The organism is Hyphomicrobium sp. (genome assembly GCF_009026145.1).
Taxonomy (GTDB): Bacteria; Pseudomonadota; Alphaproteobacteria; order Rhizobiales; family Hyphomicrobiaceae; genus Hyphomicrobium_A.
The window spans coordinates 68,241-90,450 of record NZ_WBUE01000005.1; the positions used below are offsets into that span (position 1 = coordinate 68,241).

The following is a 22,210-nucleotide window of genomic DNA, read 5'->3' on the forward strand; positions in this document are numbered from 1 at the left end:
GAAATGTAGTTGAGTGCCGTCTACTGTGCAGCTTTGATAGGGCAGTGAGGCAGCTTGCATATCTCCCGATAGAGCCCCTCAACGTCGCCATAGTCCTCCTCGTCGACGCCATCGCCCGCGTGGCCGGTAATCTTCCGACGTAGTTCAAGGTCCATGCCGTGGCGACGCGCGAGCGTGATGAACCGATGACGCCACCCGTGGAGAGCAGTGACGCGATCTTCACGGACGATGCTGCGAGCGAACTCTCCGAGCCGATTGACAATCGACTGCAGCCGCCCGGCGCAATCCGTCTTATCGCGCGCCGAAAGGAACAGGTATCCGCTCGGGATCGAGCGTACATACTCAATAAAGCCCAGTTCGATGAGTTGCGGGTGCAGAGGTATGTCGCGCTCTTCCCGGTCCTTCACACGCCCCGCCTCGGGCGTAATACGGATCGTCCATACGCCATCGACCTCCCTCACGTCACTTCGCCGAAGTTGCGCGATCTCGCCGACGCGCGCTCCTGTGAACGCGCATAGCCACAGACACCACCGCTTTGCTGCCGCTGTCTTTGGTGCCTCACGCGCCGCCTGCTTATAGGCCAGAGCGGCCTTCAGGATCTTTAGGGCTGCGCCGTCCGAGTATCCGACACGCTTGAGCTTCTTCGGCAACTTCAGGGTGACCCCAGCCGCGGGGTTTGACTTTAGCGCGTTGGGCCGATTGACGACGCCCCACCCGAACACAGTCTTGAGCGCAACCAAATCCGCGTCGCGAACGGTCTTCGGACTTCGTTTGTCCTCTATGAGGCGCTTATCCTTGTAGCGCACCACATCCTCGCGCGTGACGCGGCCGGCATCGTCGTGCCCGAGGAACGCAATGAACTGCCGTATGACGCGCCCGAAGTTATCAATAGTGCTCTTCGATTTATCCAGACGTTCGGCCTCAGCCTTCCATTGAGCGAACAGGTCGCTGATGGTCAAGATTCCGCGTTGCTCGGGCGCGCGCCACTCCGGCAGCTTCGGGCCGAGCGAATCGGCGCTGTAATCGCCTTTCGAACGTTTCGCCAAGACCGCGTAAGATTCGTGGAGCGTGTCGCGGAGAGCGATGAGCAACCGACCTCTCGTGTCTCGGTCAATAGACAAGTTGCGCTGGGTGAGCAGATCGTCAGCAAACGAGCCGAGATGGGTTTCGAGCGCTTCGCCGTCGTCGTCCAAGATACTGCCGAAACCATCGCTCAGATACTCCCAGACGCTCGCTGGTCCGGGATCATCCCCCCAACGGGTCATCGCGTAGCGGTGCCACTCGCCTGCAAGTGCCATAACTTCGCGATGAGTGAGACGCTGCGCACCTTTGGGCGCATCAGATGCGAGCCGCTCTAGTTGAGCGTTGATGGCGGCGCATCGCAACCTTGCGAGCTGAGGCTCACGCGTCCGTAGCGAGACCTTGATCACCTCGCCGACTCGCGTCGAGACAATCAGCTCGCGGCCTGCATCACCCGGCAAACGCAACGCGATGCGCTCGCCCTTCTTCGCGGAGAGAAGCGCGGTGGGTGTGCGTCGTTTGAACTGGAATGCGGAGCTATCGCTACGCCGAGTCGGGCGCGTCATGTTGAGGGCCATGTGTACCACTCCTGAGTACCGGTCGGAGCGGCCAAAAGCCCTTTAGGCTTAACAAATTAAGCCAGATCAACGCGCTGGAGAGAAGCTTGGTGCCCAGGAGAGGACTCGAACCTCCACGCCTCGCGGCGCTAGTACCTGAAACTAGTGCGTCTACCAATTCCGCCACCTGGGCACGAGGCCGATGAGTTAGAGAGCCCCGCGCCCCTTGTCAATTCTACCTCGTGCGGCCGCGCGCAACCTTCACAGGGTGGTGCCCGGTCGTATAATCCCTGATCGATCAGGGACGCGCGGCGACGACCAAGGGGAGGAGGATCCGGCCATGGCGGATCGACTCGACGACCAAGGATTGGCCACGGTTTTTGGCGGCTCCGGCTTTGTCGGCCGCTACGCCGTTGCGGCGCTGGCCAAGCAGGGCTGGCGCGTGCGCGCCGCCGTGCGCCGGCCGGATCTCGCCGGCTTCCTGCAGACCGCCGGTTTTGTCGGGCAAGTGGCCCCGGTACAGGCCAACGTCCGCTTCCCCCAGTCGGTCGAGCGCGCCCTGGCCGGTGCGAAGGTCGTCGTCAATACCGTCGGTGTGTTGACGAGCGGTGGCAAGCAGACCTTCCGCGCCATCCACGTCGATGCGCCGCGCACCATCGCCAGAGCCGCGCGCCAGGCGGGCGTGCGGCACCTCGTCCACATCTCGGCTATCGGCGCCGACGCCAAGTCGTCATCGCGCTATGCCCGCTCCAAGGCCGAGGGCGAGGCGGCGGTGCTGGAGGAGTTTCCGGGCGCCGTCATCATCCGTCCGTCCATCGTGTTTGGCCCCGAGGACGACTTCTTCAATCGGTTCGCTGCCATGGCGCGCATTTCGCCGCTGCTGCCGCTCATCGGGGGCGGGCGCACGCGCTTTCAGCCGGTGTTCGTCGGCGATCTCGCCGCCGCCATCGCCGCCTGCGCCTCAGGCGCCGGCAAGCCGGGCACCATCTACGAGGCGGGTGGCCCCGAGGTGCTGTCGTTCCGGGAGCTGCTCGACCTGACGCAGGAATGGGCGGGCCGCAAGCGCGGGTACCTGCCGCTGCCCTTCTGGCTCGCCAAGCTGCAGGCGCTCCTGACTTGGCCGCTGCCCAACGCGCTGCGGCCCATCACTTTCGATCAGGTGCGCCTGCTGCAGCACGACAACGTCGTCAGTGCCGCCGCCAAGAGCGAAGGGCGCACGCTGGCGGCGCTCGGCGTCACCGCGCCCCACGGTGTTGCCGCCATCGTGCCGACGTACCTGGAGCGCTTTCGACCGCGTGGGCAATTCGCCCACTACCGCACATAGCCGAAGAGAGAAGAGGAAACGATAAAGGCTCCGGCGTGCGTGCCGGAGCCTTCGACTGGGTTGACACTGATGGGCGCCAGAAGTGCGGCGCCATGCACTCAGTGGACGCTGGCGATCTCCAGGTCATCGTCGATCGCATGCCCGATCGCCGCCTGGCGGGTGTCAGTCAGCGCCAAGGGCGTGCCATCGGCAGCATGCAGCGAGAACAGGTTGATGCCCTTGGGCAGCCCTTCTATGGCCGGAAACATGCGGCTCGCTTCGTCTGCGGTAAGCGTCTTGATGTAGGCGACAACGCCCCCGCCGAGTGTGGCGAGCTCATGCTCGGTCATCACATGCCGCGCATGCAAGGTCTTGTCGGCTTCGGTCATGACGCAACTCCTTCTGCAAGCCGGGCCTGGCGCACCGCCAACCGAATCTGGCGATGAGCGTGTCGGCATCCCGGATCTGCGCCCACCGCAGAAACGCGCGATGTGGCTGTCTCGATGCAACGCTGACGCATGTTATTTTCTGCCGCTGATCTCGATCGTCCGCACCAGGCGCTCAGGCTCCAGACGCTTCAGGTCGATAGCGAGCAGTCCATCGGACAAGTCAGCAGACCTTACCTCGATTCCCTCCGCCAGCACGAATGTGCGGGTAAATTGTCGCGCTGCAATGCCGCGATAGAGGTAGTTGCGCGACTTCTCCTCGGTCTGCTTGCCGCGCACGATCAGCTGGCTGTCAGCAAGTGTGATCTCGAGTTGATCGCGCGTGAACCCGGCTACCGCCAGCGTGATGCGCAGCGTCTCGCCCTCGCCGTTGACCGCCTCGAGACGCTCGATGTTGTAGGGGGGATACCCGTCGCTCGAGCCCTTGTTCGCTCGCTCGATAAGGCGCTCGATCTCCTCAAATCCCAACAACAGGGGGTTCGAGAGCAGGGAAATCCGCGACATCGTCCGAAAGTCCTTCCTAAGCGACCTTCAACCAGATACGCCGTCAGAGCCTCTTAACCTTGGCCTCCGCGGTCCAGCCTCGCCAGTCGAGCGCTGGAATTTGCGCAAGAACATATGGGCGACGAATGCAACCCGTTCAAGCGCTCCTAGTCCAACCCAGAGCCGTCCGGAGCGCCCCGGAAAGGGTGTCGGCAGATGAACACGATGTCATTTGACAAGGGGGTGGCGAACCCGAAGATGACGGGAAACGCGACTGTTTCGCCGAGCCGACTGCGAGTGCGGTTCTCCTCCGTTCACGCCTCCGGGATCCAATCGGGGTTTATTCGATGCTCAAGCTCGGCGTCAGCCGTCCGGCAATCCTAGCAATGGCCTTGTTCATGCTCGCTTTCGCACAGAAGACCGCCTCCGCCGAGCCGCGCGCCACCGAGTTCAAGCTGTCGAACGGGATGGACGTCGTGGTGATCCCGGATCACCGTGCTCCCGTCGTCACGCATATGGTGTGGTACAAGGTGGGGGCGGCCGACGAGCCGAAAGGCGTCTCCGGCATCGCCCACTTCCTCGAGCACTTGATGTTCAAGTCGACGGACAAGATCGCCGTCGGCGACTTTTCCAAAATCATCTCCAAGCTCGGCGGTCAGGACAACGCGTTCACCGGACAGGACGTCACGGCCTACCATCAGCGCATCGCCAAGGACCAACTGCGCACCTTGATGGAGATGGAAGCCGACCGCATGACGCACCTGCGCCTCACCAACGAGGAGGTCGCCACGGAGCGGCAGGTCATCATCGAGGAGCGCCGCTCGCGCATCGACAACAATCCCGGCGCTCGGCTCGACGAGCAGATGAACGCTGCCCTTTATCTTTCGCACCCCTATGGCGTGCCGGTCATCGGCTGGGCGCACGAGATGGCCCGACTGTCGCGCGAGGACGCCATGCGCTTCTACAAGCGCTATTATGCGCCCAACAACGCCATCCTCGTCGTCGCCGGCGATGTGACGCCGGAAGAGGTGAAGCGGCTCGCCGAAGAGACGTACGGCAAGCTGCCGGCCAACCCGGAGGTCGACGGGCGCACGCGTCCACAGGAGCCGCCGCACATCGCCGCGCGCCGCCTGACGCTCAAGGACCCGCGCGCCGGCAATGCCTCGTTCCACCGCTACTACGTCGTGCCGAGCTACGTGTCAGCGAAGCCGGGCGAGGCCGAAGCCCTCGATCTGCTCATGAAGATTCTCGCCGACGGCTCGACCAGCCGCCTCTACCGCAAGCTGGTCGTCGAGGACAAAGTCGCGGCTACCACCGGCGGCGACTACTCGGGCTATAGCCTCGACAGCGGCGCCATCTCGCTCTACGCGGTGGCGAACAACGGCAACCTCGATGCCGTCGAAGCCGACGTCGACAAGGTGCTCGATGAGATCCGCAAGGAGGGCGTCACGCAGCTCGAGCTGGAGCGGGCCAAGAAGTCGCTGCTGGCCGACTACATCTACGACAGCGATAATCAGGCCAATCTGGCCCGCCGCTACGGCTGGGCGGTCGCCATCGGCCGCAGCATCGCGCAGGTCGAAAGCTGGCCGGCGGCCATCTCCGAGGTCACGATCGATGACATCAAGAACGCTGCCGACACCTATCTCGATGCGCGCCGCTCGGTGACGGGCTGGCTACTCCCCGAGCCAGACGACGGCAAGGGGGCCGGCGAGCGCGTCGAGCAACCCGTCACGCATACGCGCTCCTGATGTCCAGCATGCCAAGAGGCCATGATATGGTCGCAGCCCGTCCCCTGCGCTCAACGACCATCCACGCCGCATCCCGGTTCAGATTCGCTGCCTCGCTTGCCGGCCTCGTCGCCGCTTTCATCTTCACCTTCAGCTTGCCCGCAAACGCCATGAAAATCCAAACCGTGAAGAGCCCCGGCGGCATCGAGGCCTGGCTGGTCGAGGAGCACGCGGTGCCGATGATGGCCATGCGCTTCGCCTTCGAGGGCGGCAGCTCGCAGGATCCGGTCGACAAAGAGGGCCTTGCCAACTTCGTCACCGCCATGCTCGACGAGGGCGCCGGCGATCTGACTTCACGGGAGTTCCAGGAACGCATGGAGGATCTTTCCATGCGCATGAACTACGAAGAGGCGAAGGACGCCTTCTACGGCAACTTCGAGACGCTGACCGAGAACCGCGACGAGGCAGCGAAGCTCCTGAAGCTCGCGCTTACCAAGCCGCGTTTCGACGCCGATGCCGTCGAGCGTATCCGCCAGCAGCTTCTCGCCTCGCTCGCCTACGCCGCGCGCGATCCCGACAAGGTGGCGCAAAAAGAATGGTATGCCGTCGCCTTCGCCGGCCATCCCTATGCGCGCCCCGCCAACGGCACCGAGGCGACGGTGGGCAAGGTTACGGGCGCCGACCTCGAGAGCTACCGCAAGCGCGTGTTCGCCAAGGACACGCTCAAGGTCGTGGCGGTTGGCGACATCACGCCGGAGCAGCTCGGCAAGCTACTCGACGAGGTATTCGGCGATCTGCCGGCCAAGGCCGAGCTGATGCCTGTTGCGAAGACCAATCCCGTCGCTGGCGGGCGCCAGACAGTCGTCGACATGAACGTGCCGCAATCGGTCGCGGTGTTTGGGCTCGGTGCCATGCCGCGCAAGGACCCCGACTTCATGGCCGCGTTCGTGCTCAACCAGATTCTCGGCGGCGGCGGCTTCGCCTCCAAGTTGATGGAGGAGGTACGCGAAAAGCGCGGCCTCGCCTACTCGGTCTATACCTACGTCTACCCGTATCAGCACGCCTCGATCTTCTCGGGCGGCGTTGCCACGCGCAACGACATGATGGGCCAGTCGCTGGACATCATCCGCCAAGAGCTGAAGAAGATGGCCGACGGCGTAGTCAGCCAGGCCGATCTCGACAATGCCAAGAGCTACCTGATCGGCTCCTATCCGTTGCGCTTCGATACCAACGCCAAGATCGCCTCGCAGCTTCTGGGGCTGCGCATGGACGGCTTCGGGCCCGAGTACGTCGACAACCGCAATGCGATGATCGCAGCGGTGACGCTCGATGATCTGAAGCGCGTCGCCAGACGGCTGCTCGATACGCAGAACCTTATCGTCACCATCGTCGGCAAGCCGACGCTGCAGCAGGCGAAGAAGGGCTAGGATTGCTCCCTGCGCGACACGAGGGGAGGGAAGCTTTGCATGCGGCCCTTGCCCCACGAGCTGACGGCCGCGCCTAGGGCGCGGGGCCCCTTGGGCCTCTGCCGCTCCGCGGCCAAGAGCGCTTCGCCGCGCCTTACCGGTTTGACTTCTTGGCCCGTTCGATGGCCTCGGTGATGAGCCGCCGCGCCTCGCCCGAGTCGCCCCAGTGGTCGATCTTCGCCCATTTGCCGGGCTCGAGATCCTTGTAGTGCCCGAAGAAGTGCTCGATTTGCTGCACGGTGATCTGCGGCAGATCGGAGTAGTTCGCCACCTTGTCGTAGCGCATCGTTATCTTGCTGCTCGGCACGGCGATGATCTTCTCGTCGCCGCCTCCCTCGTCTTGCATGGCGAGCACGCCGACCGGGCGGCAGTTGATGATCGCTCCGGGGACGATGGCGCGCGTGTTGCAGACGAGGACGTCGATCGGGTCGCCGTCGGGCGACAGCGTGTGTGGGACGAAGCCGTAGTTGCCCGGGTAGCGCATCGGCGTATACAGGAAGCGGTCGACGACCAGCGTGCCCGAGGCCTTGTCCAATTCGTACTTGATGGGCTCGCCGCCCACGGGGACCTCGATCACCACATTGATGTCGAGGGGAGGGTTGACGCCGATCGCAATAGCATCGAGCCGCATACGTTCTCCACGATGTTTCTGGACTGCCGGGGGCAGCCCGCGCCCAGAGATGGACGAACTTGGCGCCGTTGGATAGCGGCGCGTGCGTCGCATGGCGGGCGAAGCCCGCGGCTTTGGCGCCGCTCGACGCAGTCTTTCGTCCAAGATAGCGCGAAAAGGCGGGGATCGCGGCCGGCGGCGGCTCAACCGAGGCGAATCGCAGGCTACGCTAGCCTGCTGTGCCCGCAGGGGGGACGAGAATGGCGATCCGCCAGCTTTCGCCGGAGACCATTAACCGCATCGCGGCCGGCGAGGTGGTCGAGCGACCGGCCAGCGTCGTCAAGGAGCTGGTCGAGAACGCCCTCGATGCCGGCGCCAATGAGATCGAAGTGGTCACCGCCTCCGGCGGCCTTTCCCTCATTCGCGTCACCGACGACGGCTGCGGTATGCCGCCCGAGGATCTCGTGCTGGCGGTCGAGCGCCACGCGACCTCGAAGCTTTCCGAGGAGGACTTGTTCTGCATCCGCACTCTCGGCTTTCGCGGCGAGGCGCTGCCTTCCATAGGCTCGATCGCGCGGCTCACCATCCTGTCGCGCGCGAAGGGGGCCGCCGAAGCCTTCGCGCTCGGCATGGATCGCGGGACCAAGAGCGCGCTGAAGCCCGCGGCGGGCAATGAAGGCACCTGCGTCGAGGTGCGCGATCTCTTCTCCAGCGTGCCGGCACGCCTGAAGTTCCTCAAGTCGGAGCGGGCCGAGAACCAGGCCGTATCCGAGGTCGTGAAGCGCCTTGCCATGGCACACCCCGAGGTCGGCTTCACGCTGACGACGGGGGAGCGAACCGGGCTGCGCTATCCGCGCGAGACCACCGGCTCCGAAGGCCTGCTGCAGCGCTTGGGGCGCATCATGGGCCGCGAGTTCATGGATGACGCGGTTCCCATATCGGGCGTGCGCGAGAACGCTTCGGTTGCTGGCTTCGCGGGTCTGCCTACGCTGCATCGGCCCGACGCGGCGCAGCAGTTCCTGTTCGTCAACGGGCGCCCGGTGAAGGACAAGCTGCTCATCGGAGCCGTGCGCGGCGCCTATGGCGACCTCATGCCGCGCGGGCGCCATCCGCTGCTGGCGCTGTTCCTGTCGCTGCCGCCTGAGGAGGTCGACGTCAACGTGCACCCGGCGAAGGTGGAGGTGCGCTTCCGCGATGCGGGCGGCGTGCGCTCGCTGATCGTCAATGCACTGCGGGCCGCATTGCTCGCGGAGGGGCACCGCGCGACGGCTGCCAACGGTACGTCGGCGCTGCAGGAACTGCGGCCCAACGTCATCCCGTTCGGCCGCCCGCGCAACGAGATCTACGCCCCGCCGCGTAGCTCCACTGCCTCCGGCCTCGCCGAGGCGATGCAGGCCCCGCTCGCCGTCTTGGATGCACCGAGTGCGGACGCGCGCGCCTTCATCGCGCCGGTGGCTGATGAGTTTCAGGACCGCCCGCTCGGCGCCGCGCGCGCCCAGCTGCACGAGAACTACATCGTGGCGCAGACGCGCGACGGCGTGGTCATCGTCGATCAGCACGCCGCGCACGAGCGCCTCGTCTACGAGCGCCTTAAAGCGATGCTGAGCGATGGCGGCATTTCCAGGCAGGGTCTGCTCGTGCCGGTGGTCGTCAACCTCGATGACGACGAGGTAACGGCGCTTACCGAGAAGGCGGAAGAGCTGATGCAGCTCGGTCTGGCGCTCGAGCGGTTCGGCGCCGGCGCCGTCATCGTGCGGCAGGTGCCGGCGCTGCTGGGCGACGGAGACGTGGTTGGCCTCGTCAAGGATCTCGCCGCCGACATTGTGCGCGAAGGGGTCAGCAGCGCCCTGAAGGACCGGCTGTTGTCGGTGTGTGCGACGATCGCCTGTCATGGCAGCGTGCGCTCGGGACGCCGTCTGACGCCGGAGGAGATGAATGCCCTGTTGCGCGACATGGAGGCGACGCCCTACTCGGGCCAGTGCAACCACGGCCGCCCGACGTACGTCGAGTTGAAGCTTGCCGACATCGAGAAGCTGTTCGGCCGCCGCTGACTGCGGGCGGCCGGAGTCGAGAGAATATCCTCAGCCCTTCTGGAGGATGAGCGTCAGGCCGCGCAGCGAGCTGTTGAAGAACTGGATCTCGACGATCTGCCGGTCGTTCATGACGATGACGTCCATGTTGGCCGTCAGGTCGCCGCCGCGCACGACGATGCGGAAGCCGCGCTGCGTTACCTCGCCGGTCATGTCGCCGCCGAGATTGTAGACCAGCTCGTTCCAGGTGCCGCTGAGCCTGCCTTCCTTGGCGAGGACGTTGCTCTTCACCTCGACCTTCCCGCCGGCCGAGGCGCAGCGGATGTTCTGCTTCAGCTCATCGCCGGTGCCGTTGACGAAGTAGGTGGCACGGCACTTCACCGCTTCCGTCTTCCCTTCGGTCATGCCGATGCGGCCTTCGCCCACCCAGCGACCGGGCAGCTCCTTGAATGGCGCCTCTTTCTGTACGGGCGCCGGGCGCGGAGCCTCGCTCGTGCTGTCCTCGGTGCCCGCGTCGGCGCCAGCGTCGATTTCAACCGCCTCGTCCTCGACGGGAGCACCGGGCTCCTCCTGGGCGAAGGCCGGGCCGGCGGCGAATAGGCAGAGCAGGAGGGCTAAGGCGAGGTGCGCTGGCTTCATATCGGACCGTGCGTGGATGCAACGCGGCCCCGGTGCCGGTGCCGACTGATTCGAGCGGAATGTCGTTGTGATTGCGCAGGTTTCCTAGTGCGGCGCGGCCACAGGCAGCAATTGAAGCGTGTCAAGATTGCTATCGTGATGTCGCACGGTGGAGACTTGCCACGCCCTTCGCCGGGTCCTCGCCGGTTCAGGGCCCCCCGGCCGCGATCATCGCCTCCGGCCCGCGCGGCGGGGGCCCCAAGCGATCCAATTCGTCGAACTCGGCGTCGGTGAACACGCGCGAGCGGGTCAGGAAGCGCAGCCCCTCCGGCGCCTCTAGCGAGAAGCCGGCGCCGCGCCCCGGCACCGCGTCGATGATGAGGTGGGTGTGCTGCCAGTACTCGAATTGCGGGCCCGAGATATAGACCGGGCAGCCGGCGATGTCGCCGAGATACACATCCCGCTCGCCAATGCGGAATTCGCCGCGCGGGTAGCACATCGGCGCGCTGCCATCGCAGCAGCCGCCCGATTGATGGAACAACAAGGGCCCGTGCTGAGCGACGAGCTTCTCGATCAGTGCCGTGGCTGCCGGCGTCACCGTGACCCGCTCGACCATCATCACCTCCTGCTTCTGCCTAGGTCGGGATCTTCTCGGCGGATGGTACCACGATGGCGAATATATCCGACAAGGCGGTCAGCGCGCCGTCATGCAGCGTCTGGGCGGTAATGACGCCGCCCGCCGGGTTCTCCAGCGCACGCGTCGCCGTGGCGTTGCCGACGACGGTCGCCCGGTAGCCGCGGTTGAACGCCGCCCGGGCCGTCGAGTTCACGCACACGTGCGTCATGAAGCCGGCGAGCACCAGATCGGTGAGGCCGAGCTTCTTCAGCTCGACATCGAGGTTCGTCTGCTCGAATGAGCTGGGATAAGCCTTGGTGATGACCGTCTCGCCCGGCGCCGGCGTGACGACGTCGGCAATCGCACCGATGGGCACGCGCACGTCGTAGGGCGTGCCCGGGCCCGCATCGTGCTGGATGTGGATCACCGTCGCGCCAGCATCGCGCGCGCGCTGCAACAGCTTGGCGCATTCATCGAGCGCCGGCTCGATACCTTCGAGCTGCATGATGCCCTCGCGGTAGGTGTTCTGGCAGTCGATGAGCACCAAAGCCGACCTCGACAGCGGTGCCGGCGTATCGGGTAGGGCGAGGAGCGAGCGGAGCGTGGGCCGTGCGTCGGTCATGCCATGGTCCTAATGTTAGAACAGCGCGGCCTTGGGCGGGCCGCGCTGCTTGAAGAGTCCGGTTCGGCCTTGCGGCTTGGGCTCAGAAGAAGCCGAGCGCCTTCGGGCTGTAGCTCTGGAGAATGTTCTTCGTCTGCTGATAGTGGTCGAGCATCATCTTGTGCGTCTCGCGCCCGATGCCCGACTGCTTGTAGCCACCGAACGCCGCGTGGGCAGGGTAGAGGTGGTAGCAGTTGGTCCACACGCGACCCGCCTTGATGCCGCGACCCATGCGATAGGCCGTGTTGACATCGCGCGACCACACGCCGGCGCCGAGGCCGTAGAGCGTGTCGTTGGCGATGGCGAGCGCTTCCGCCTCGGTCTTGAACTTCGTCACGGCGAGCACCGGGCCGAAGATCTCCTCCTGGAAGATGCGCATCTTGTTGTGGCCCTCGAACACCGTCGGCTCGACGTAGTAGCCGTTCTCGAAGCCGGAGCCGAGCTGGGCCCGCTTGCCGCCGGTCAGCACCCGTGCGCCCTCGCCCTGGCCGATGTTGATGTAGGCGAGGATCTTCTCCAGCTGGTCGGAGGAGGCCTGCGCGCCGATCATCGTGTTGGGATCGAGCGGGCTGCCCTGCACGATCTTCTTCACGCGCTCGATGGCGCGCTCGATGAAGGCATCGTAGATGCTCTCCTGCACCAGGGCGCGCGAGGGGCAGGTGCACACCTCGCCCTGGTTGAGGGCGAACATGGTGAAGCCCTCGAGCGCCTTGTTGAAGAAGTCGTCGTCCTCGTTGAACACGTCGGCGAAGAAGACGTTCGGCGACTTGCCGCCGAGCTCCAGCGTCACCGGGATGAGGTTCTCGGAGGCGTACTGCATGATGAGACGGCCCGTGGTCGTCTCGCCGGTGAAAGCGATCTTGGCGATGCGCGGGCTGGAGGCGAGCGGCTTGCCGGCCTCGACGCCAAAGCCGTTGACGATGTTGAGGACACCCGGGGGCAGCAAGTCGCCCACGAGCTCGGCCAGCACCATGACGGAGAACGGCGTCTGCTCGGCCGGCTTCAGGACGACGCAGTTGCCGGCGGCGAGGGCGGGAGCGAGCTTCCACACCGCCATGAGGATGGGGAAGTTCCAGGGGATGATCTGGCCGACGACGCCGAGCGGCTCATGGAAGTGGTAGGCGATCGTCGTCTCGTCGATCTCCGATAGCGCGCCTTCCTGAGCGCGGATGCAGCTGGCGAAGTAACGGAAGTGGTCGACGGCGAGAGGAAGGTCGGCCGCCATCGTCTCGCGGATGGGCTTGCCGTTGTCGATGGTCTCGACGGTGGCGAGCGCAGGAAGGTTCGCTTCCATGCGGTCGGCGATCTTGTTGAGGATCGCGGCGCGGGCCGCAGGGGCCGTCTTGCCCCAGGCATCGGCCGCGGCGTGTGCCGCATCCAGCGCCTTGTCGATGTCTTCGGCGCTAGAGCGGGCGATCTCGCAGACGACCTCGCCGCTGATGGGGGTGCGGTTCTCGAAGTAGCGCCCTTGCGTCGGCGGCACCCATTGGCCACCGATGAAATTATCGTAGCGGTTGCGGATTTTGATGGTCGCCCCGACGCGCGCCAGCGCGGCTGCAGGCGTTTCAGGCTTCACGATGAGCTGCATGTCGTCCTCCCAGGAGATCGAGGGGTAGAACCCTTCTTGTGCATGGGGGCAAATTACCCCACTAGCAAGGCAAACCAAAGGTACCGGCGCATTGGAAATTAGTGCATAAGCGGCGCACGCTGTATTTGATTTGCATCATAAGGATGGCTCTCCATCCATCGGCAAATCATCGTAAATCTTGGATGTTGGACTTGTACTCAGCAGGATGACACGCAAAGTCTCCGGACCTGAAATCGAGCGCATTGTGCAGCTGCTCGGCCGGCTGCCTGGACTTGGCCCTCGGTCAGCCCGCAAGGCGGCCCTCGCGCTCATCAAGCGGCGCAACGATCTGCTCGTGCCGCTCGCCGCCGCGCTGGCCGACGCGGTCGAGAAGATCGTCGAGTGTCGGATTTGCGGCAACCTCGATACGACCTCGCCTTGCAGCATCTGTCAGGATGCGCGCCGTGACCGGTCGCTGATCGTCGTCGTGGAGGAGATCGGCGATCTGTGGGCGCTGGAGCGCGCCGGCGTCGTCAACGGTCTCTATCATGTGCTGGGGGGACATCTGTCTCCGCTCGACGGCATCGGTCCCGACCGTCTCAATATTGCCCGTCTCATAGAGCGTGCCGCCGCGGGGGAGGCGCAGGAGATCGTCCTGGCGCTCAATGCCACCGTCGAGGGGCAGTCGACCGCTCATTATATCACCGAGCAGTTGGCGCCGACCGGGGTCATCGTTTCGCGGCTGGCGCAAGGTGTGCCCATCGGCGGCGAGCTCGACTACCTCGACGAGGGCACGCTGGCGGCGGCGATCAAATCCCGCCGCCGCGTGTAGGCGCCCTATGCTCCACGGGGTGAAAAAGGCGGTGATATCTTCACAATGACCGCCAACCGGCCCGATACAACCATTTTCCTTCTGCTATCTTCGCGGCGGGGGGCTACCCAGCCCAGATCAGGCGAAGCGCGCATTTAGGGGCACGATGAGCGAGGATCGTCCGCAGCATCCGGTTTCGGCCGAATGGCGATCACGGCTGCTCGAGCTGCCGCGCCTCAACAAGCGCATCATTCTCGTCGCCCTCGACTTCATGCTGCTCAGTCTGGCGCTGTGGATCTCCATCTCCATTCGCCACAACACGGCATACGTCCCGCCCGACTGGTTCATGGCCCTGGTCCTCATCAGCGGTCCGATCATCACCGTCGCGACGTTCTCGGTATCGGGGCTGTATCGCTTCGTCACACGCTATCTCGGCTATCGTGGGCATACGCGCATCATCGGCTGCATCTGGCTGTCGGTGCTGATCTGGTCTCTCGTGGTGCTCATGTCGGGGCAGCTCGGCATCCCGCGCTCGGTCATTCTCGGCTATGGGGTGCTGGCGACGCTGCTCATTGCCGGAAGCCGCGAAGTCGCCGCCATGATCCTGGAGAGCGCCGGCATCCGCATCGCCGAGCTGCCGGCCAGCGTCGAGCGCACTCCGGTCATCATCTTCGGCGCCGGCCAGCTCGGCGTGCAGCTGCTCGAGGCTCTGCGCCGGAGCGCTTCGCGGCATGCGGTCGCGTTCATCGATAGCGAGCCGTCGCTGTGGCGGCAGTATATCTCCGGCATCAAGGTGCATCATCCCGACAAGCTCCCGACGCTTATCGAGCGCCATCAAGTAAAGGAGGTCCTCGTCGCGCTCTCCGAGGACCGGCGGCGGGAGCGCCGCCGCATCCTCAAGGATCTACAGAACCAGCCGGTCGACGTGATGATCCTGCCGGCGGTTGAGGACATCACATCCGGCCGCGTCAGCGTCACCGACCTGCGCCCGCTCGAGGTCAACGATCTGCTCGGCCGCGACAAGGTACCGCCCAACGCCGAGCTGCTGACCCGCAAGACGCTGGGCAAGTCGATCCTTGTCACTGGCGCCGGCGGTTCGATTGGCTCCGAGCTGGTGCGCCAGCTGCTGAAGATCGGGCCGCGCCGCATCGTGCTGTTCGACGTCTCCGAGGCCGCGCTCTATCAGATCGAGGACGAGATCTCGGAGACCGTCAAAGCGATGCGCCCCGAGCTGCCACACCCGGAAATCGTCGGGGTGCTCGGCTCGGTGCTCGACGCCGCGCAGGTGCGCGAGGCGGTCGTCGCCAACGACGTTGAGGTCATCTATCACGCCGCCGCCTATAAGCATGTCCCCATCGTCGAGCAGAATCCCGTGTGCGGGCTGCGCAACAACACGTTCGGGACCGCCGTTCTGGTCGATTGCGCCAAGGCTGCCGGCGTCGAGCTGGTCGTGCTCATTTCGACCGACAAGGCCGTGCGCCCCACCAACATCATGGGGGCCAGCAAACGTCTCGCCGAGCTGGTGCTGCAGGCCGCTGCCGCCAACGGCGGGCCGACGATCTTCACCATGGTCCGCTTCGGCAATGTGCTCGATAGCTCCGGCTCGGTGGTCAAGAAGTTCCACCGCCAGATCCGCGCCGGTGGCCCGGTGACGGTTACCCATCCCGACATCATCCGCTATTTCATGTCGATCCCCGAAGCCGCGGAGCTCGTCATCCAGGCGGGCGCCATGGCCCAGGGCGGAGATGTGTTCGTGCTCGACATGGGCGAGCCGGTGCGCATCGACGATCTGGCGCGGCTGATGGTGCGGTTGTCTGGGTTCGAGGTGAGGAGCGCCGACAATCCGGAGGGCGACATTGCCATCGCCTATACCGGGCTGCGCTCAGGGGAGAAGCTCTATGAGGAGCTGCTCATTGGCGCCAACACCAAAGCCACCGAGCACCCGCGCATCTGGCGCTCGGATGAGCCGTTCCTTCCCTCCGACGAGCTTGCACGCGAGCTCGAGATCCTCAAATCGGCGATGAACGCGCGCGATTTCGATACGATGCACGCCGTGCTCCTACGCAACGTCGAAGGCTACAGTGCCAGGCTGGCGATTCCGCCGAGCGAGGAAGGGCCGCCCGCTACCTGGACTGCGCCGTCACGGACGCTGCACTGAGATGGCAATGCCAGCCACCGCGCCGGCCCCGGCGGTGCAACGGATGGCCTTTGTATGCCCGCCCGGCACGCCAATGCGGCAGCTGCGTGAGCTGCTGATCGGCGAGATGATCTCCCGCGGCCATCGCGTTCTCGTGGTGGCACCTGAATTCAGCGGTGCGGATGTGCGCGCATTGACCCAGCTTGGAGTCGAGCACGCTGCCATTGCGCCCGAGGCGAGCGGGCTGAAGCTGTTTGCCGACTGGAAGTCCATCGGCGCGCTGAAGCAGCTGCTTGCCGACTGGTCGCCGCACGTCGTCGTCGCCGCCGGTGGGCAGACGATGGTTTACGGCGCGCTGGCGGCGAAGAGCGTGGGCATCGGACGCATCGTCCTCATCGTCGACGGTCTGCCGGAGCATCGTTTCACCGGCGCCCTCGCCGCCGACGAGATGCCCGCTTGGCGCTACGGTCAAGCGCTGCGAGCGGCCGATGCGGCGGTATTTCACAATCGCGACGATCTCGCGCTGCTGAAGAAGCTCGGCCTCGTCTCCGGTGCCCTGTCGGTCGCTGTCGTTCCCGGATCCGGCGTCGACCTCGAGCGTCATGCGTTGTTGCCACTGCCGCCGCTCGGCCAGGGGCTTGTCTTTCTGATGATCGCCAACCTCGATTGGCGGCGCGGCGTCGAAGAGTACTGCGAGGCGGCGGCCGCGCTGCGCCAGCGCGCACCATCCTCGCGTTGCCTGCTTGCCGTCCTTCCCGATGAGGGCGCCAAGGCGATCGACATGGCCGATCTCGAGAGGCGCGCCGACGTCGAGTATGTCGGCCTTGCCGAGGGGCATACTGAGCTCCTGAAGGAGGCTCACGTGTTCGTCTATCCCGGGTGCGCGGAGGGAATGCCGCAGCCGTTGCTGCAGGCACTGGCCGTTGGCCGCCCTATCCTGACCACCAACGTCGCCGGCTGCCGCGAAACCGTCGATGAGCGCGTCAACGGCTGCCTCGTCCCGCCGCGCGACGCCGAGGCGCTTGCCGAGGCTATGGAGAGCTTTTTGCGGCGCCCCGACCTGATCCCGGCCATGGCGCGCGCCAGCCGCGCGAAGGCCGAGCGTTTCGCTACCGTCGCGGCGGTCAGGCGCTCGATGATGGACGTGCTGCAGCTCGGGTAGGCCGGCGGCCGCTCTCGTAGAGCCCGTAGCTGAGCTGCGGCTGGCGGAACGAGGTGGCACAATCGACGAGCATGTCGGAGCGGATGGCCTGCCGGCCGATGAGCATGCGGTAGGTCATGTGCTCGCGGTTGGTCAGCGTGACCTCGATCGGCCACTGCCGGCCGCCGATGCTCAGTGGGGTCCTGATCACGTAGCGCAGCTCGCGCACGCCGTTCGAGCTGATCACGTCGCGCCGATCGATGACGGCGGCCGTTGCCACCACCTCCAGGTCGCCTATCTCGGGGCTCGGATGCACCGCGAAGCGAACCCTCGGCCGCTTAACCGTGCCGTAGGCCTCGATGTAATGGGTATGCAGGGCGGAGGTCTTGGCGCCGGTGTCGATCTTCGCTTTGAGCGCCGGCAAGCCCAGGTCGGGCAGTGCGATCCACTCCTGCCAACCGATAATCAGGCGCGATGCATTCGGGTGCACGTCGGTCGCCTTCCTGGCAAAGCTGCAACCCGCCGCAAATGTTAGCGCTTCCCGCGGAATGACGCATCAGTTCCCTTGACGCGGCTGCCCCGGCGCGCACGTTTGGCCTCAAATCCGCTCATTTCGGTGCCGTTGATCGGGCCCGGCACCGATTCCTGCGGCAACCCTCGGGGGGCGGCCGCAGCGCCAGAGGAGAGGAAACATGCGCAAGAAACTGCTGCTGATCCCGGCGTTGATCAGCCTGCTGCCGTACGCCGCCGCACCCAGCTATGCCGCCGACCCGCCGCCGGCCGACTCAGGCATGGCCGCGGAGCCGGAAGACCCTGACGCCGCACCCTATCCGCCGGACGGGGTCACCGACCCGAACGCCGAATATCCAACTGATGGCAGCGATGGCACCGACCAGGGCGAAGCGGCCGTCGATGCACCCGCCCCGGGTGCCGGCGGCAACGGCGCAGTGGATTGACGAATAGCGTTCGAGGGGAATTGCTCCGCCATTCTGGGGGGTGCGGCTGCGGCGACGCAATTGACCGCGCTGCCTTACTTTCCTATTTCAGGCTCATGGCCAAGCTGCCCATCGTCACCCTCCCGGATCCGATCCTGCGCAAGCTGTCGACCCCCGTCGAGCGCATCGACGATGAGTTGCGCCAGCTGGCCGACGACATGCTGGAGACGATGTATGCGGCACCGGGCGTCGGGCTCGCCGCCATCCAGGTCGGTGTGCCACGGCGGCTTGTCGTGCTCGACGTCGCCGACGAGGACGAGCCGCGCCAGCCCCTTGTCATGTTCAACCCCGAAATCGTTGCGCTCGGGTCGCAGACGCGGCTGCACGAGGAGGGGTGCCTGTCGATCCCGGATTTCCGCATCGAGATCGAGCGCCCCTCGAGCCTCATGTTGCGCTACATAGATCGCGAGGGCGAGCCGCGCGAGATGGATGCCGAGGGCCTCTTGGCGACCGCTGTCCAGCATGAGATCAACCATCTCGACGGCAAGCTCATCATCGACTTCCTTTCTCCTCTGAAGCGCGACATGGTGGTGCGCAAATTCAGGAAGCAGGCGCGGGCAACCACCTGATGCCGCGCGCGGCGCCCCCTAAACAACGCGGCTCAAAATCCATGTCCCTGCGCATCGTCTTCATGGGAACGCCGGATTTTGCCGTTTCGACGCTGGCCGAGATCGTCGGCGCCGGGCATCAGGTGGTTGCCGCCTATTCGCAGCCGCCGCGCGCCGCCGGCCGCGGCATGGCGGAGCGCAAGTCCCCGGTGCAAATCTTCGCCGAGGCGGCCGGCATCCCAGTTCTGACGCCGCAGAGCCTCAAGGGCGTGGACGAGCAGGCGGCATTCGCCGCGCACGCGGCCGATGCGGCCGTGGTCGTCGCCTACGGACTATTGCTGCCTGCCTCTGTGCTCGCCGCCCCGCGCCACGGCTGCTTCAACCTGCACGGCTCGGCGCTACCGCGCTGGCGCGGCGCCGCCCCCATCCAGCGTGCCGTCATGGCCGGCGATACCGAGACCGCCGTGATGGTCATGCGCGTGGAGCAGGGGCTCGATACAGGTCCCGTGTGCCTCGCCGAGCGTGTTGCCATTGGCCCCGAGCAGACGGCGGGCGAGCTGCACGATGTGCTGGCGCAGCGCGGCGCTTCGCTCATGGTGCGCGCGCTGTCGGCGCTGGAGCGCGGCACGCTCAGTTGCCAGCCGCAGGCGGCGGAGGGGGTCAGCTATGCGAAGAAGATCGACAAGGCGGAGGCGCGCATCGACTTTGCCCAGGACGCGCAGCACGTGCACAACCTGATCCGCGGGCTGTCACCCTTTCCCGGCGCCTGGTTCGAAACGGGTGTGGACGGCAAGCGCGAGCGCATCAAGGTGCTGCGGGCCGCACTTGTTGCGGGAAGTGGCACGCCTGGATTGGTGCTGGACGATAAGCTGACGGTAGCTTGCGGGTCGGGCGCGGTACGGCTCATCGAGCTGCAGCGCGCGGGCAAGAAGCCGATGCCCGCGGCCGAAGTTCTGCGCGGCTTCCCCATTCCTCCGGGCACGCACCTTTGACGCAAGTTCAGACGGTGACGAGGTCGTTGTGGCCAAAGCCCTTCGTGTAGTCGAGTACGGAGATTACGATCGGTGTCACGCGATAGATGGCCGTCGCCGCGCGGTCATCCGTTGAGAACGCTGCCGCCTGCGGAAACTTGGCAAGGAAGATCTCGTCGACCTTGGCCAGCTCGCCGGGGTCGGTGACGCGCGCTGCGGTTCCGGCCAAAGACAAGCCCTCGATCTCCGCCCAGTTGGCGTGATCTGCATCGATGGCGGCGGAGACGCGCGGGTCGCGTGCCAGGTTCTGCGCCTTTTGCGACCGTACCCCGCAGCCGAAATAGATCTTCATCCCATCATTGGTGTAGCCGACCGTCGTCGCCTGCGGAAAGCCATCCGGCCGCAGCGTCGCGATGGTCATGTTGTTGTGACGCGCGAGGATGTCGAGGATCTTTCTGTGCAGTTCGGGCGACAACGCCTGCCTCCATCGAGTCCGTGCAAGACATAGGTGCTCCAGGAGCGGCCCGTTAGCGTTGACGAGCATCAATGGGCGGCGCGCCACCATCCGCGGTTGACGCGGGACCTCCAAGTATCGTTAATATTTCGCTAGCATTTCAGCGCGTTGCAGGGAGATGTTCGATGCGTTTCGTAGGGCTTCTTCTGCTCCTGGCGGCCGGCGCCGCACCGGCAGCGCTGGCTCAGCAGCCGCACACCACACGCATCGAGACGCGCCCCTATTACGGGGCCGTCGTCACCATCGAGCAAGGCGTGCGCGTCTATCGCCCGGTGCCGCCGACGACGCATCTGATCGTCAACCCCGACGCCGCCACGCCGCTCGAGATCGATATCGGCGGTGGCGCATCCTTGCGTCGCGGCTCCTACGGTGCGGCGACTGCCGGCCGCTGAGGACTTGGCTCGAACGCTGCTTGAGGCCACCGCGCGGCGCGGCTAGGGATGGACGGCGCGCAATGCGGCGCGCGGCCACTCGCACCCTCCATGCCCCGCTATCGCATCACCATCGAGTACGACGGAACGCCATTCCTGGGCTGGCAGCGACAGGCGCAAGGGCCGTCGGTGCAGGGTGCGCTCGAGGAAGCGCTGTTTCGCTTCTCCAGTGAGGCGGCGGCCGTGCGCGGCGCCGGCCGCACCGATTCGGGTGTTCATGCACTCGGGCAGGTGGCGCATTTCAATCTTGAGAGGGCCTGGGAGCCCTTCAAGATCCGCGAGGCGATGAACTTTCATCTGCGCCCGGCGCCCGTGGTGGTGGTCGACTGCGAGAACGCGGCCGATGACTTCGACGCGCGCTACAGCGCCACGGCGCGGCACTATCGCTACCGCATCCTGTCGCGGCGCGCGCCGCCGGCGCTCGAGCGCAACCGCGTGTGGTGGCTGCCCATCACGCTCGATGCCGCTGCCATGCATGAGGCTGCGCAGGCTTTGCTCGGCCGGCACGATTTCACCACCTTTCGCGCCGCGCAGTGCCAGGCCAACTCGCCGCTCAGGACGCTCGATCGGCTGGATGTGTCGCGCTATGCCGACGAGATCGTCGTCGAGGCCTCGGCGCGCTCGTTCCTGCACAACCAGGTACGCTCCATGGTCGGCAGCCTGAAGCTGGTCGGCGAGGGCAAATGGCGCCCGCGCGACCTAAAGGCGGCGCTCGAAGCACGCGACCGCACGGCCTGCGGGCCGGTGGCCGCCGCGTGCGGGCTTTACCTCGTGCGCGTCGACTATGGCCGCGCCGCCGATACGGGCACCGAGGTCGCCCCCGACGACGACTAGCTCAGTCGATGATCGACATGAACTCCTGACGCGTCACGGCGCTGTCGCGGAAGCACCCCAGCATGCGGCTGGTGACGAGGTCGGTGCCCGGTTTCATGATGCCCCGCGCGGTCATGCAGAAGTGCTCGGCTTTCAATACGACGCCCACGCCCTGCGGCTGCAGCACATGATCGATGGCATTGGCGATCTGCGCCGTCATCTTCTCTTGGATCTGCAGACGCTTCGCGTATACCTCGACGATCCGCGCCAGTTTGGAGATGCCGACGACGCGGCCGCTCGGAATGTAGGCGACCCAAGCGCGCCCGATAATGGGGGCCATGTGGTGCTCGCAGTGGCTCTCGAAGCGGATGCCGCGCAGCACGATCATCTCGTCGTAGCCCTCGGTCTCCTCGAAGGTCTTCGACAGGATCGCCTCGGGATCCTCGTTGTAGCCGCGGAAATACTCCTCGTAGGCGCGTGCCATGCGTCTTGGAGTCTCATGCAGACCATCGCGATCGGGATCATCGCCGGTCCAGCGGATGATGGTGCGGAACGCCGCCTCGACTTCCGAGCGGCTGGGGCGGACGGACTGATCCATGGACGGCTCTCTACGCTTCTTCTGCACGGGTACGGCTCGTGTCGCTGCGGCTCTTATGCTGTTGCGGAGCACCCGGCAAGGTGACCCGCCGCGGCAGCATAGCGCAATCTGCTGCCGTTTCGCTCAATTGGCCGCGCAAGTCGATTT

At 65.5% G+C, this 22,210-nt stretch carries 23 protein-coding genes and 1 tRNA gene; 12 read left to right on the forward strand and 12 right to left on the reverse strand.

What is annotated here, in order from left to right:
* Nucleotides 1-20: 20 nt before the first annotated feature.
* Together F9K20_RS06145 and F9K20_RS06150 are read right to left on the reverse strand one after the other, a co-directional pair.
* A complete protein-coding gene (locus F9K20_RS06145) occupies nucleotides 21-1,598 on the reverse strand; it encodes a site-specific integrase (protein ID WP_290998652.1) in 1,578 nt (525 codons plus the stop codon).
* An 87-nt stretch (nucleotides 1,599-1,685) separates the two neighbouring features.
* Nucleotides 1,686-1,770, reverse strand: a tRNA-Leu gene (locus F9K20_RS06150).
* Between the two features lie 147 nt (nucleotides 1,771-1,917).
* Between F9K20_RS06150 and F9K20_RS06155 the strand changes: the two genes are divergently transcribed.
* Nucleotides 1,918-2,901 (forward strand): complex I NDUFA9 subunit family protein, encoded by a 984-nt coding sequence (locus tag F9K20_RS06155; protein WP_290998655.1) that lies wholly within the window; start codon nucleotides 1,918-1,920, stop codon nucleotides 2,899-2,901.
* 98 nt (nucleotides 2,902-2,999) lie between these two features.
* Here the strand turns inward: F9K20_RS06155 and F9K20_RS06160 are convergent, their stop codons facing one another.
* Together F9K20_RS06160 and F9K20_RS06165 are read right to left on the reverse strand one after the other, a co-directional pair.
* Nucleotides 3,000-3,269 carry a DUF1150 domain-containing protein gene (locus tag F9K20_RS06160; RefSeq protein ID WP_290998658.1) on the reverse strand — a complete coding sequence of 90 codons (270 nt, stop codon included), beginning with the start codon at nucleotides 3,267-3,269 and terminating at the stop codon, nucleotides 3,000-3,002.
* Between the two features lie 132 nt (nucleotides 3,270-3,401).
* Complete coding sequence (locus tag F9K20_RS06165) at nucleotides 3,402-3,830, reverse strand: Hsp20 family protein (protein WP_290998660.1); 429 nt, start codon at nucleotides 3,828-3,830, stop codon at nucleotides 3,402-3,404.
* Between the two features lie 326 nt (nucleotides 3,831-4,156).
* Here F9K20_RS06165 and F9K20_RS06170 point away from each other — a divergent pair, with 326 nt between their 5' ends.
* Both F9K20_RS06170 and F9K20_RS06175 read left to right on the forward strand, forming a co-directional pair.
* Complete coding sequence (locus F9K20_RS06170) at nucleotides 4,157-5,557, forward strand: pitrilysin family protein (protein ID WP_290998663.1); 1,401 nt, start codon at nucleotides 4,157-4,159, stop codon at nucleotides 5,555-5,557.
* 26 nt (nucleotides 5,558-5,583) lie between these two features.
* Nucleotides 5,584-6,963, forward strand: coding sequence for a pitrilysin family protein (locus tag F9K20_RS06175; protein WP_290998666.1), 1,380 nt, complete (start codon nucleotides 5,584-5,586; stop codon nucleotides 6,961-6,963).
* A 133-nt stretch (nucleotides 6,964-7,096) separates the two neighbouring features.
* On the opposite strand, the gene ppa is transcribed toward F9K20_RS06175, so the two are convergent.
* Nucleotides 7,097-7,633 (reverse strand): inorganic diphosphatase, encoded by a 537-nt coding sequence (ppa, locus tag F9K20_RS06180; protein ID WP_290998669.1) that lies wholly within the window; start codon nucleotides 7,631-7,633, stop codon nucleotides 7,097-7,099.
* A 239-nt stretch (nucleotides 7,634-7,872) separates the two neighbouring features.
* On the opposite strand from ppa, the gene mutL reads away from it, so the two are divergent.
* Nucleotides 7,873-9,663, forward strand: coding sequence for a DNA mismatch repair endonuclease MutL (gene mutL / locus F9K20_RS06185; RefSeq protein WP_290998672.1), 1,791 nt, complete (start codon nucleotides 7,873-7,875; stop codon nucleotides 9,661-9,663).
* 30 nt (nucleotides 9,664-9,693) lie between these two features.
* On the opposite strand, the gene F9K20_RS06190 is transcribed toward mutL, so the two are convergent.
* The 4 genes from F9K20_RS06190 to adh all read right to left on the reverse strand — a co-directional run bounded on the left by F9K20_RS06190 (nucleotide 9,694) and on the right by adh (nucleotide 13,125).
* Nucleotides 9,694-10,281, reverse strand: a complete 588-nt coding sequence (locus tag F9K20_RS06190; RefSeq protein ID WP_290998675.1) for a hypothetical protein — start codon at nucleotides 10,279-10,281, stop codon at nucleotides 9,694-9,696.
* Nucleotides 10,282-10,468: 187 nt separating this feature from the next.
* The gene (locus F9K20_RS06195) at nucleotides 10,469-10,876 is read right to left on the reverse strand and encodes a DUF779 domain-containing protein (RefSeq protein ID WP_290998968.1); all 408 of its coding nucleotides are present in this window, start codon (nucleotides 10,874-10,876) and stop codon (nucleotides 10,469-10,471) included.
* A 19-nt stretch (nucleotides 10,877-10,895) separates the two neighbouring features.
* Nucleotides 10,896-11,498 (reverse strand): cysteine hydrolase family protein, encoded by a 603-nt coding sequence (locus F9K20_RS06200; protein ID WP_290998678.1) that lies wholly within the window; start codon nucleotides 11,496-11,498, stop codon nucleotides 10,896-10,898.
* 82 nt (nucleotides 11,499-11,580) lie between these two features.
* Complete coding sequence (gene adh, locus F9K20_RS06205; protein WP_290998681.1) at nucleotides 11,581-13,125, reverse strand: aldehyde dehydrogenase; 1,545 nt, start codon at nucleotides 13,123-13,125, stop codon at nucleotides 11,581-11,583.
* Between the two features lie 205 nt (nucleotides 13,126-13,330).
* Between adh and recR the strand changes: the two genes are divergently transcribed.
* The 3 genes from recR to F9K20_RS06220 all read left to right on the forward strand — a co-directional run bounded on the left by recR (nucleotide 13,331) and on the right by F9K20_RS06220 (nucleotide 17,214).
* Nucleotides 13,331-13,936, forward strand: a complete 606-nt coding sequence (gene recR, locus F9K20_RS06210) for a recombination mediator RecR (RefSeq protein ID WP_290998684.1) — start codon at nucleotides 13,331-13,333, stop codon at nucleotides 13,934-13,936.
* A gap of 145 nt (nucleotides 13,937-14,081) precedes the next feature.
* A complete protein-coding gene (locus F9K20_RS06215; RefSeq protein WP_290998686.1) occupies nucleotides 14,082-16,073 on the forward strand; it encodes a nucleoside-diphosphate sugar epimerase/dehydratase in 1,992 nt (663 codons plus the stop codon).
* Nucleotides 16,074-16,146: 73 nt separating this feature from the next.
* Complete coding sequence (locus F9K20_RS06220) at nucleotides 16,147-17,214, forward strand: glycosyltransferase (RefSeq protein WP_290998689.1); 1,068 nt, start codon at nucleotides 16,147-16,149, stop codon at nucleotides 17,212-17,214.
* Here the strand turns inward: F9K20_RS06220 and F9K20_RS06225 are convergent.
* A complete protein-coding gene (locus F9K20_RS06225; RefSeq protein ID WP_290998692.1) occupies nucleotides 17,177-17,683 on the reverse strand; it encodes a RimK/LysX family protein in 507 nt (168 codons plus the stop codon). The two genes, F9K20_RS06220 and F9K20_RS06225, sit on opposite strands and share 38 nt — an antisense overlap.
* 202 nt (nucleotides 17,684-17,885) lie before the next feature.
* Here F9K20_RS06225 and F9K20_RS06230 point away from each other — a divergent pair, with 202 nt between their 5' ends.
* The 3 genes from F9K20_RS06230 (at nucleotide 17,886) to fmt (ending at nucleotide 19,728) form a co-directional block, all read left to right on the forward strand.
* Entirely contained in the window at nucleotides 17,886-18,149 is a 264-nt protein-coding gene (locus F9K20_RS06230) for a hypothetical protein (protein WP_290998694.1), read from the forward strand.
* A 95-nt stretch (nucleotides 18,150-18,244) separates the two neighbouring features.
* A complete protein-coding gene (gene def, locus F9K20_RS06235; protein ID WP_290998696.1) occupies nucleotides 18,245-18,757 on the forward strand; it encodes a peptide deformylase in 513 nt (170 codons plus the stop codon).
* A gap of 47 nt (nucleotides 18,758-18,804) precedes the next feature.
* Complete coding sequence (gene fmt, locus F9K20_RS06240) at nucleotides 18,805-19,728, forward strand: methionyl-tRNA formyltransferase (RefSeq protein WP_290998970.1); 924 nt, start codon at nucleotides 18,805-18,807, stop codon at nucleotides 19,726-19,728.
* 7 nt (nucleotides 19,729-19,735) lie between these two features.
* On the opposite strand, the gene F9K20_RS06245 is transcribed toward fmt, so the two are convergent.
* Nucleotides 19,736-20,182 (reverse strand): pyridoxamine 5'-phosphate oxidase family protein, encoded by a 447-nt coding sequence (locus tag F9K20_RS06245; protein ID WP_290998698.1) that lies wholly within the window; start codon nucleotides 20,180-20,182, stop codon nucleotides 19,736-19,738.
* 164 nt (nucleotides 20,183-20,346) lie between these two features.
* Between F9K20_RS06245 and F9K20_RS06250 the strand changes: the two genes are divergently transcribed.
* Both F9K20_RS06250 and truA read left to right on the forward strand, forming a co-directional pair.
* The gene (locus tag F9K20_RS06250) at nucleotides 20,347-20,613 is read left to right on the forward strand and encodes a hypothetical protein (RefSeq protein WP_290998701.1); all 267 of its coding nucleotides are present in this window, start codon (nucleotides 20,347-20,349) and stop codon (nucleotides 20,611-20,613) included.
* A gap of 90 nt (nucleotides 20,614-20,703) precedes the next feature.
* Nucleotides 20,704-21,486, forward strand: a complete 783-nt coding sequence (truA, locus tag F9K20_RS06255) for a tRNA pseudouridine(38-40) synthase TruA (protein ID WP_290998704.1) — start codon at nucleotides 20,704-20,706, stop codon at nucleotides 21,484-21,486.
* Between the two features lies 1 nt (nucleotide 21,487).
* On the opposite strand, the gene folE is transcribed toward truA, so the two are convergent.
* Nucleotides 21,488-22,063, reverse strand: a complete 576-nt coding sequence (folE, locus tag F9K20_RS06260) for a GTP cyclohydrolase I FolE (RefSeq protein ID WP_290998706.1) — start codon at nucleotides 22,061-22,063, stop codon at nucleotides 21,488-21,490.
* Nucleotides 22,064-22,210: the final 147 nt, after the last annotated feature.

Excerpts from the sequence above, each read along its gene's own strand:
- mutL (WP_290998672.1), top strand. The coding sequence starts at position 7,873 with ATGGCGATCCGCCAGCTTTCGCCGGAGACCATTAACCGCATCGCGGCC.
- F9K20_RS06215 (WP_290998686.1), top strand. The coding sequence starts at position 14,082 with ATGAGCGAGGATCGTCCGCAGCATCCGGTTTCGGCCGAATGGCGATCA.
- F9K20_RS06160 (WP_290998658.1), bottom strand. The coding sequence starts at position 3,269 with ATGACCGAAGCCGACAAGACCTTGCATGCGCGGCATGTGATGACCGAG.
- F9K20_RS06170 (WP_290998663.1), top strand. The coding sequence starts at position 4,157 with ATGCTCAAGCTCGGCGTCAGCCGTCCGGCAATCCTAGCAATGGCCTTG.
- adh (WP_290998681.1), bottom strand. The coding sequence starts at position 13,125 with ATGCAGCTCATCGTGAAGCCTGAAACGCCTGCAGCCGCGCTGGCGCGC.
- def (WP_290998696.1), top strand. The coding sequence starts at position 18,245 with ATGGCCAAGCTGCCCATCGTCACCCTCCCGGATCCGATCCTGCGCAAG.
- folE (WP_290998706.1), bottom strand. The coding sequence starts at position 22,063 with ATGGATCAGTCCGTCCGCCCCAGCCGCTCGGAAGTCGAGGCGGCGTTC.
- F9K20_RS06195 (WP_290998968.1), bottom strand. The coding sequence starts at position 10,876 with ATGGTCGAGCGGGTCACGGTGACGCCGGCAGCCACGGCACTGATCGAG.
- F9K20_RS06165 (WP_290998660.1), bottom strand. The coding sequence starts at position 3,830 with ATGTCGCGGATTTCCCTGCTCTCGAACCCCCTGTTGTTGGGATTTGAG.
- F9K20_RS06200 (WP_290998678.1), bottom strand. The coding sequence starts at position 11,498 with ATGACCGACGCACGGCCCACGCTCCGCTCGCTCCTCGCCCTACCCGAT.
- recR (WP_290998684.1), top strand. The coding sequence starts at position 13,331 with ATGACACGCAAAGTCTCCGGACCTGAAATCGAGCGCATTGTGCAGCTG.
- ppa (WP_290998669.1), bottom strand. The coding sequence starts at position 7,633 with ATGCGGCTCGATGCTATTGCGATCGGCGTCAACCCTCCCCTCGACATC.
- F9K20_RS06155 (WP_290998655.1), top strand. The coding sequence starts at position 1,918 with ATGGCGGATCGACTCGACGACCAAGGATTGGCCACGGTTTTTGGCGGC.
- F9K20_RS06145 (WP_290998652.1), bottom strand. The coding sequence starts at position 1,598 with ATGGCCCTCAACATGACGCGCCCGACTCGGCGTAGCGATAGCTCCGCA.
- F9K20_RS06220 (WP_290998689.1), top strand. The coding sequence starts at position 16,147 with ATGCGGCAGCTGCGTGAGCTGCTGATCGGCGAGATGATCTCCCGCGGC.
- F9K20_RS06250 (WP_290998701.1), top strand. The coding sequence starts at position 20,347 with ATGCGTTTCGTAGGGCTTCTTCTGCTCCTGGCGGCCGGCGCCGCACCG.
- F9K20_RS06175 (WP_290998666.1), top strand. The coding sequence starts at position 5,584 with ATGGTCGCAGCCCGTCCCCTGCGCTCAACGACCATCCACGCCGCATCC.
- truA (WP_290998704.1), top strand. The coding sequence starts at position 20,704 with ATGCCCCGCTATCGCATCACCATCGAGTACGACGGAACGCCATTCCTG.
- F9K20_RS06190 (WP_290998675.1), bottom strand. The coding sequence starts at position 10,281 with ATGAAGCCAGCGCACCTCGCCTTAGCCCTCCTGCTCTGCCTATTCGCC.
- F9K20_RS06230 (WP_290998694.1), top strand. The coding sequence starts at position 17,886 with ATGCGCAAGAAACTGCTGCTGATCCCGGCGTTGATCAGCCTGCTGCCG.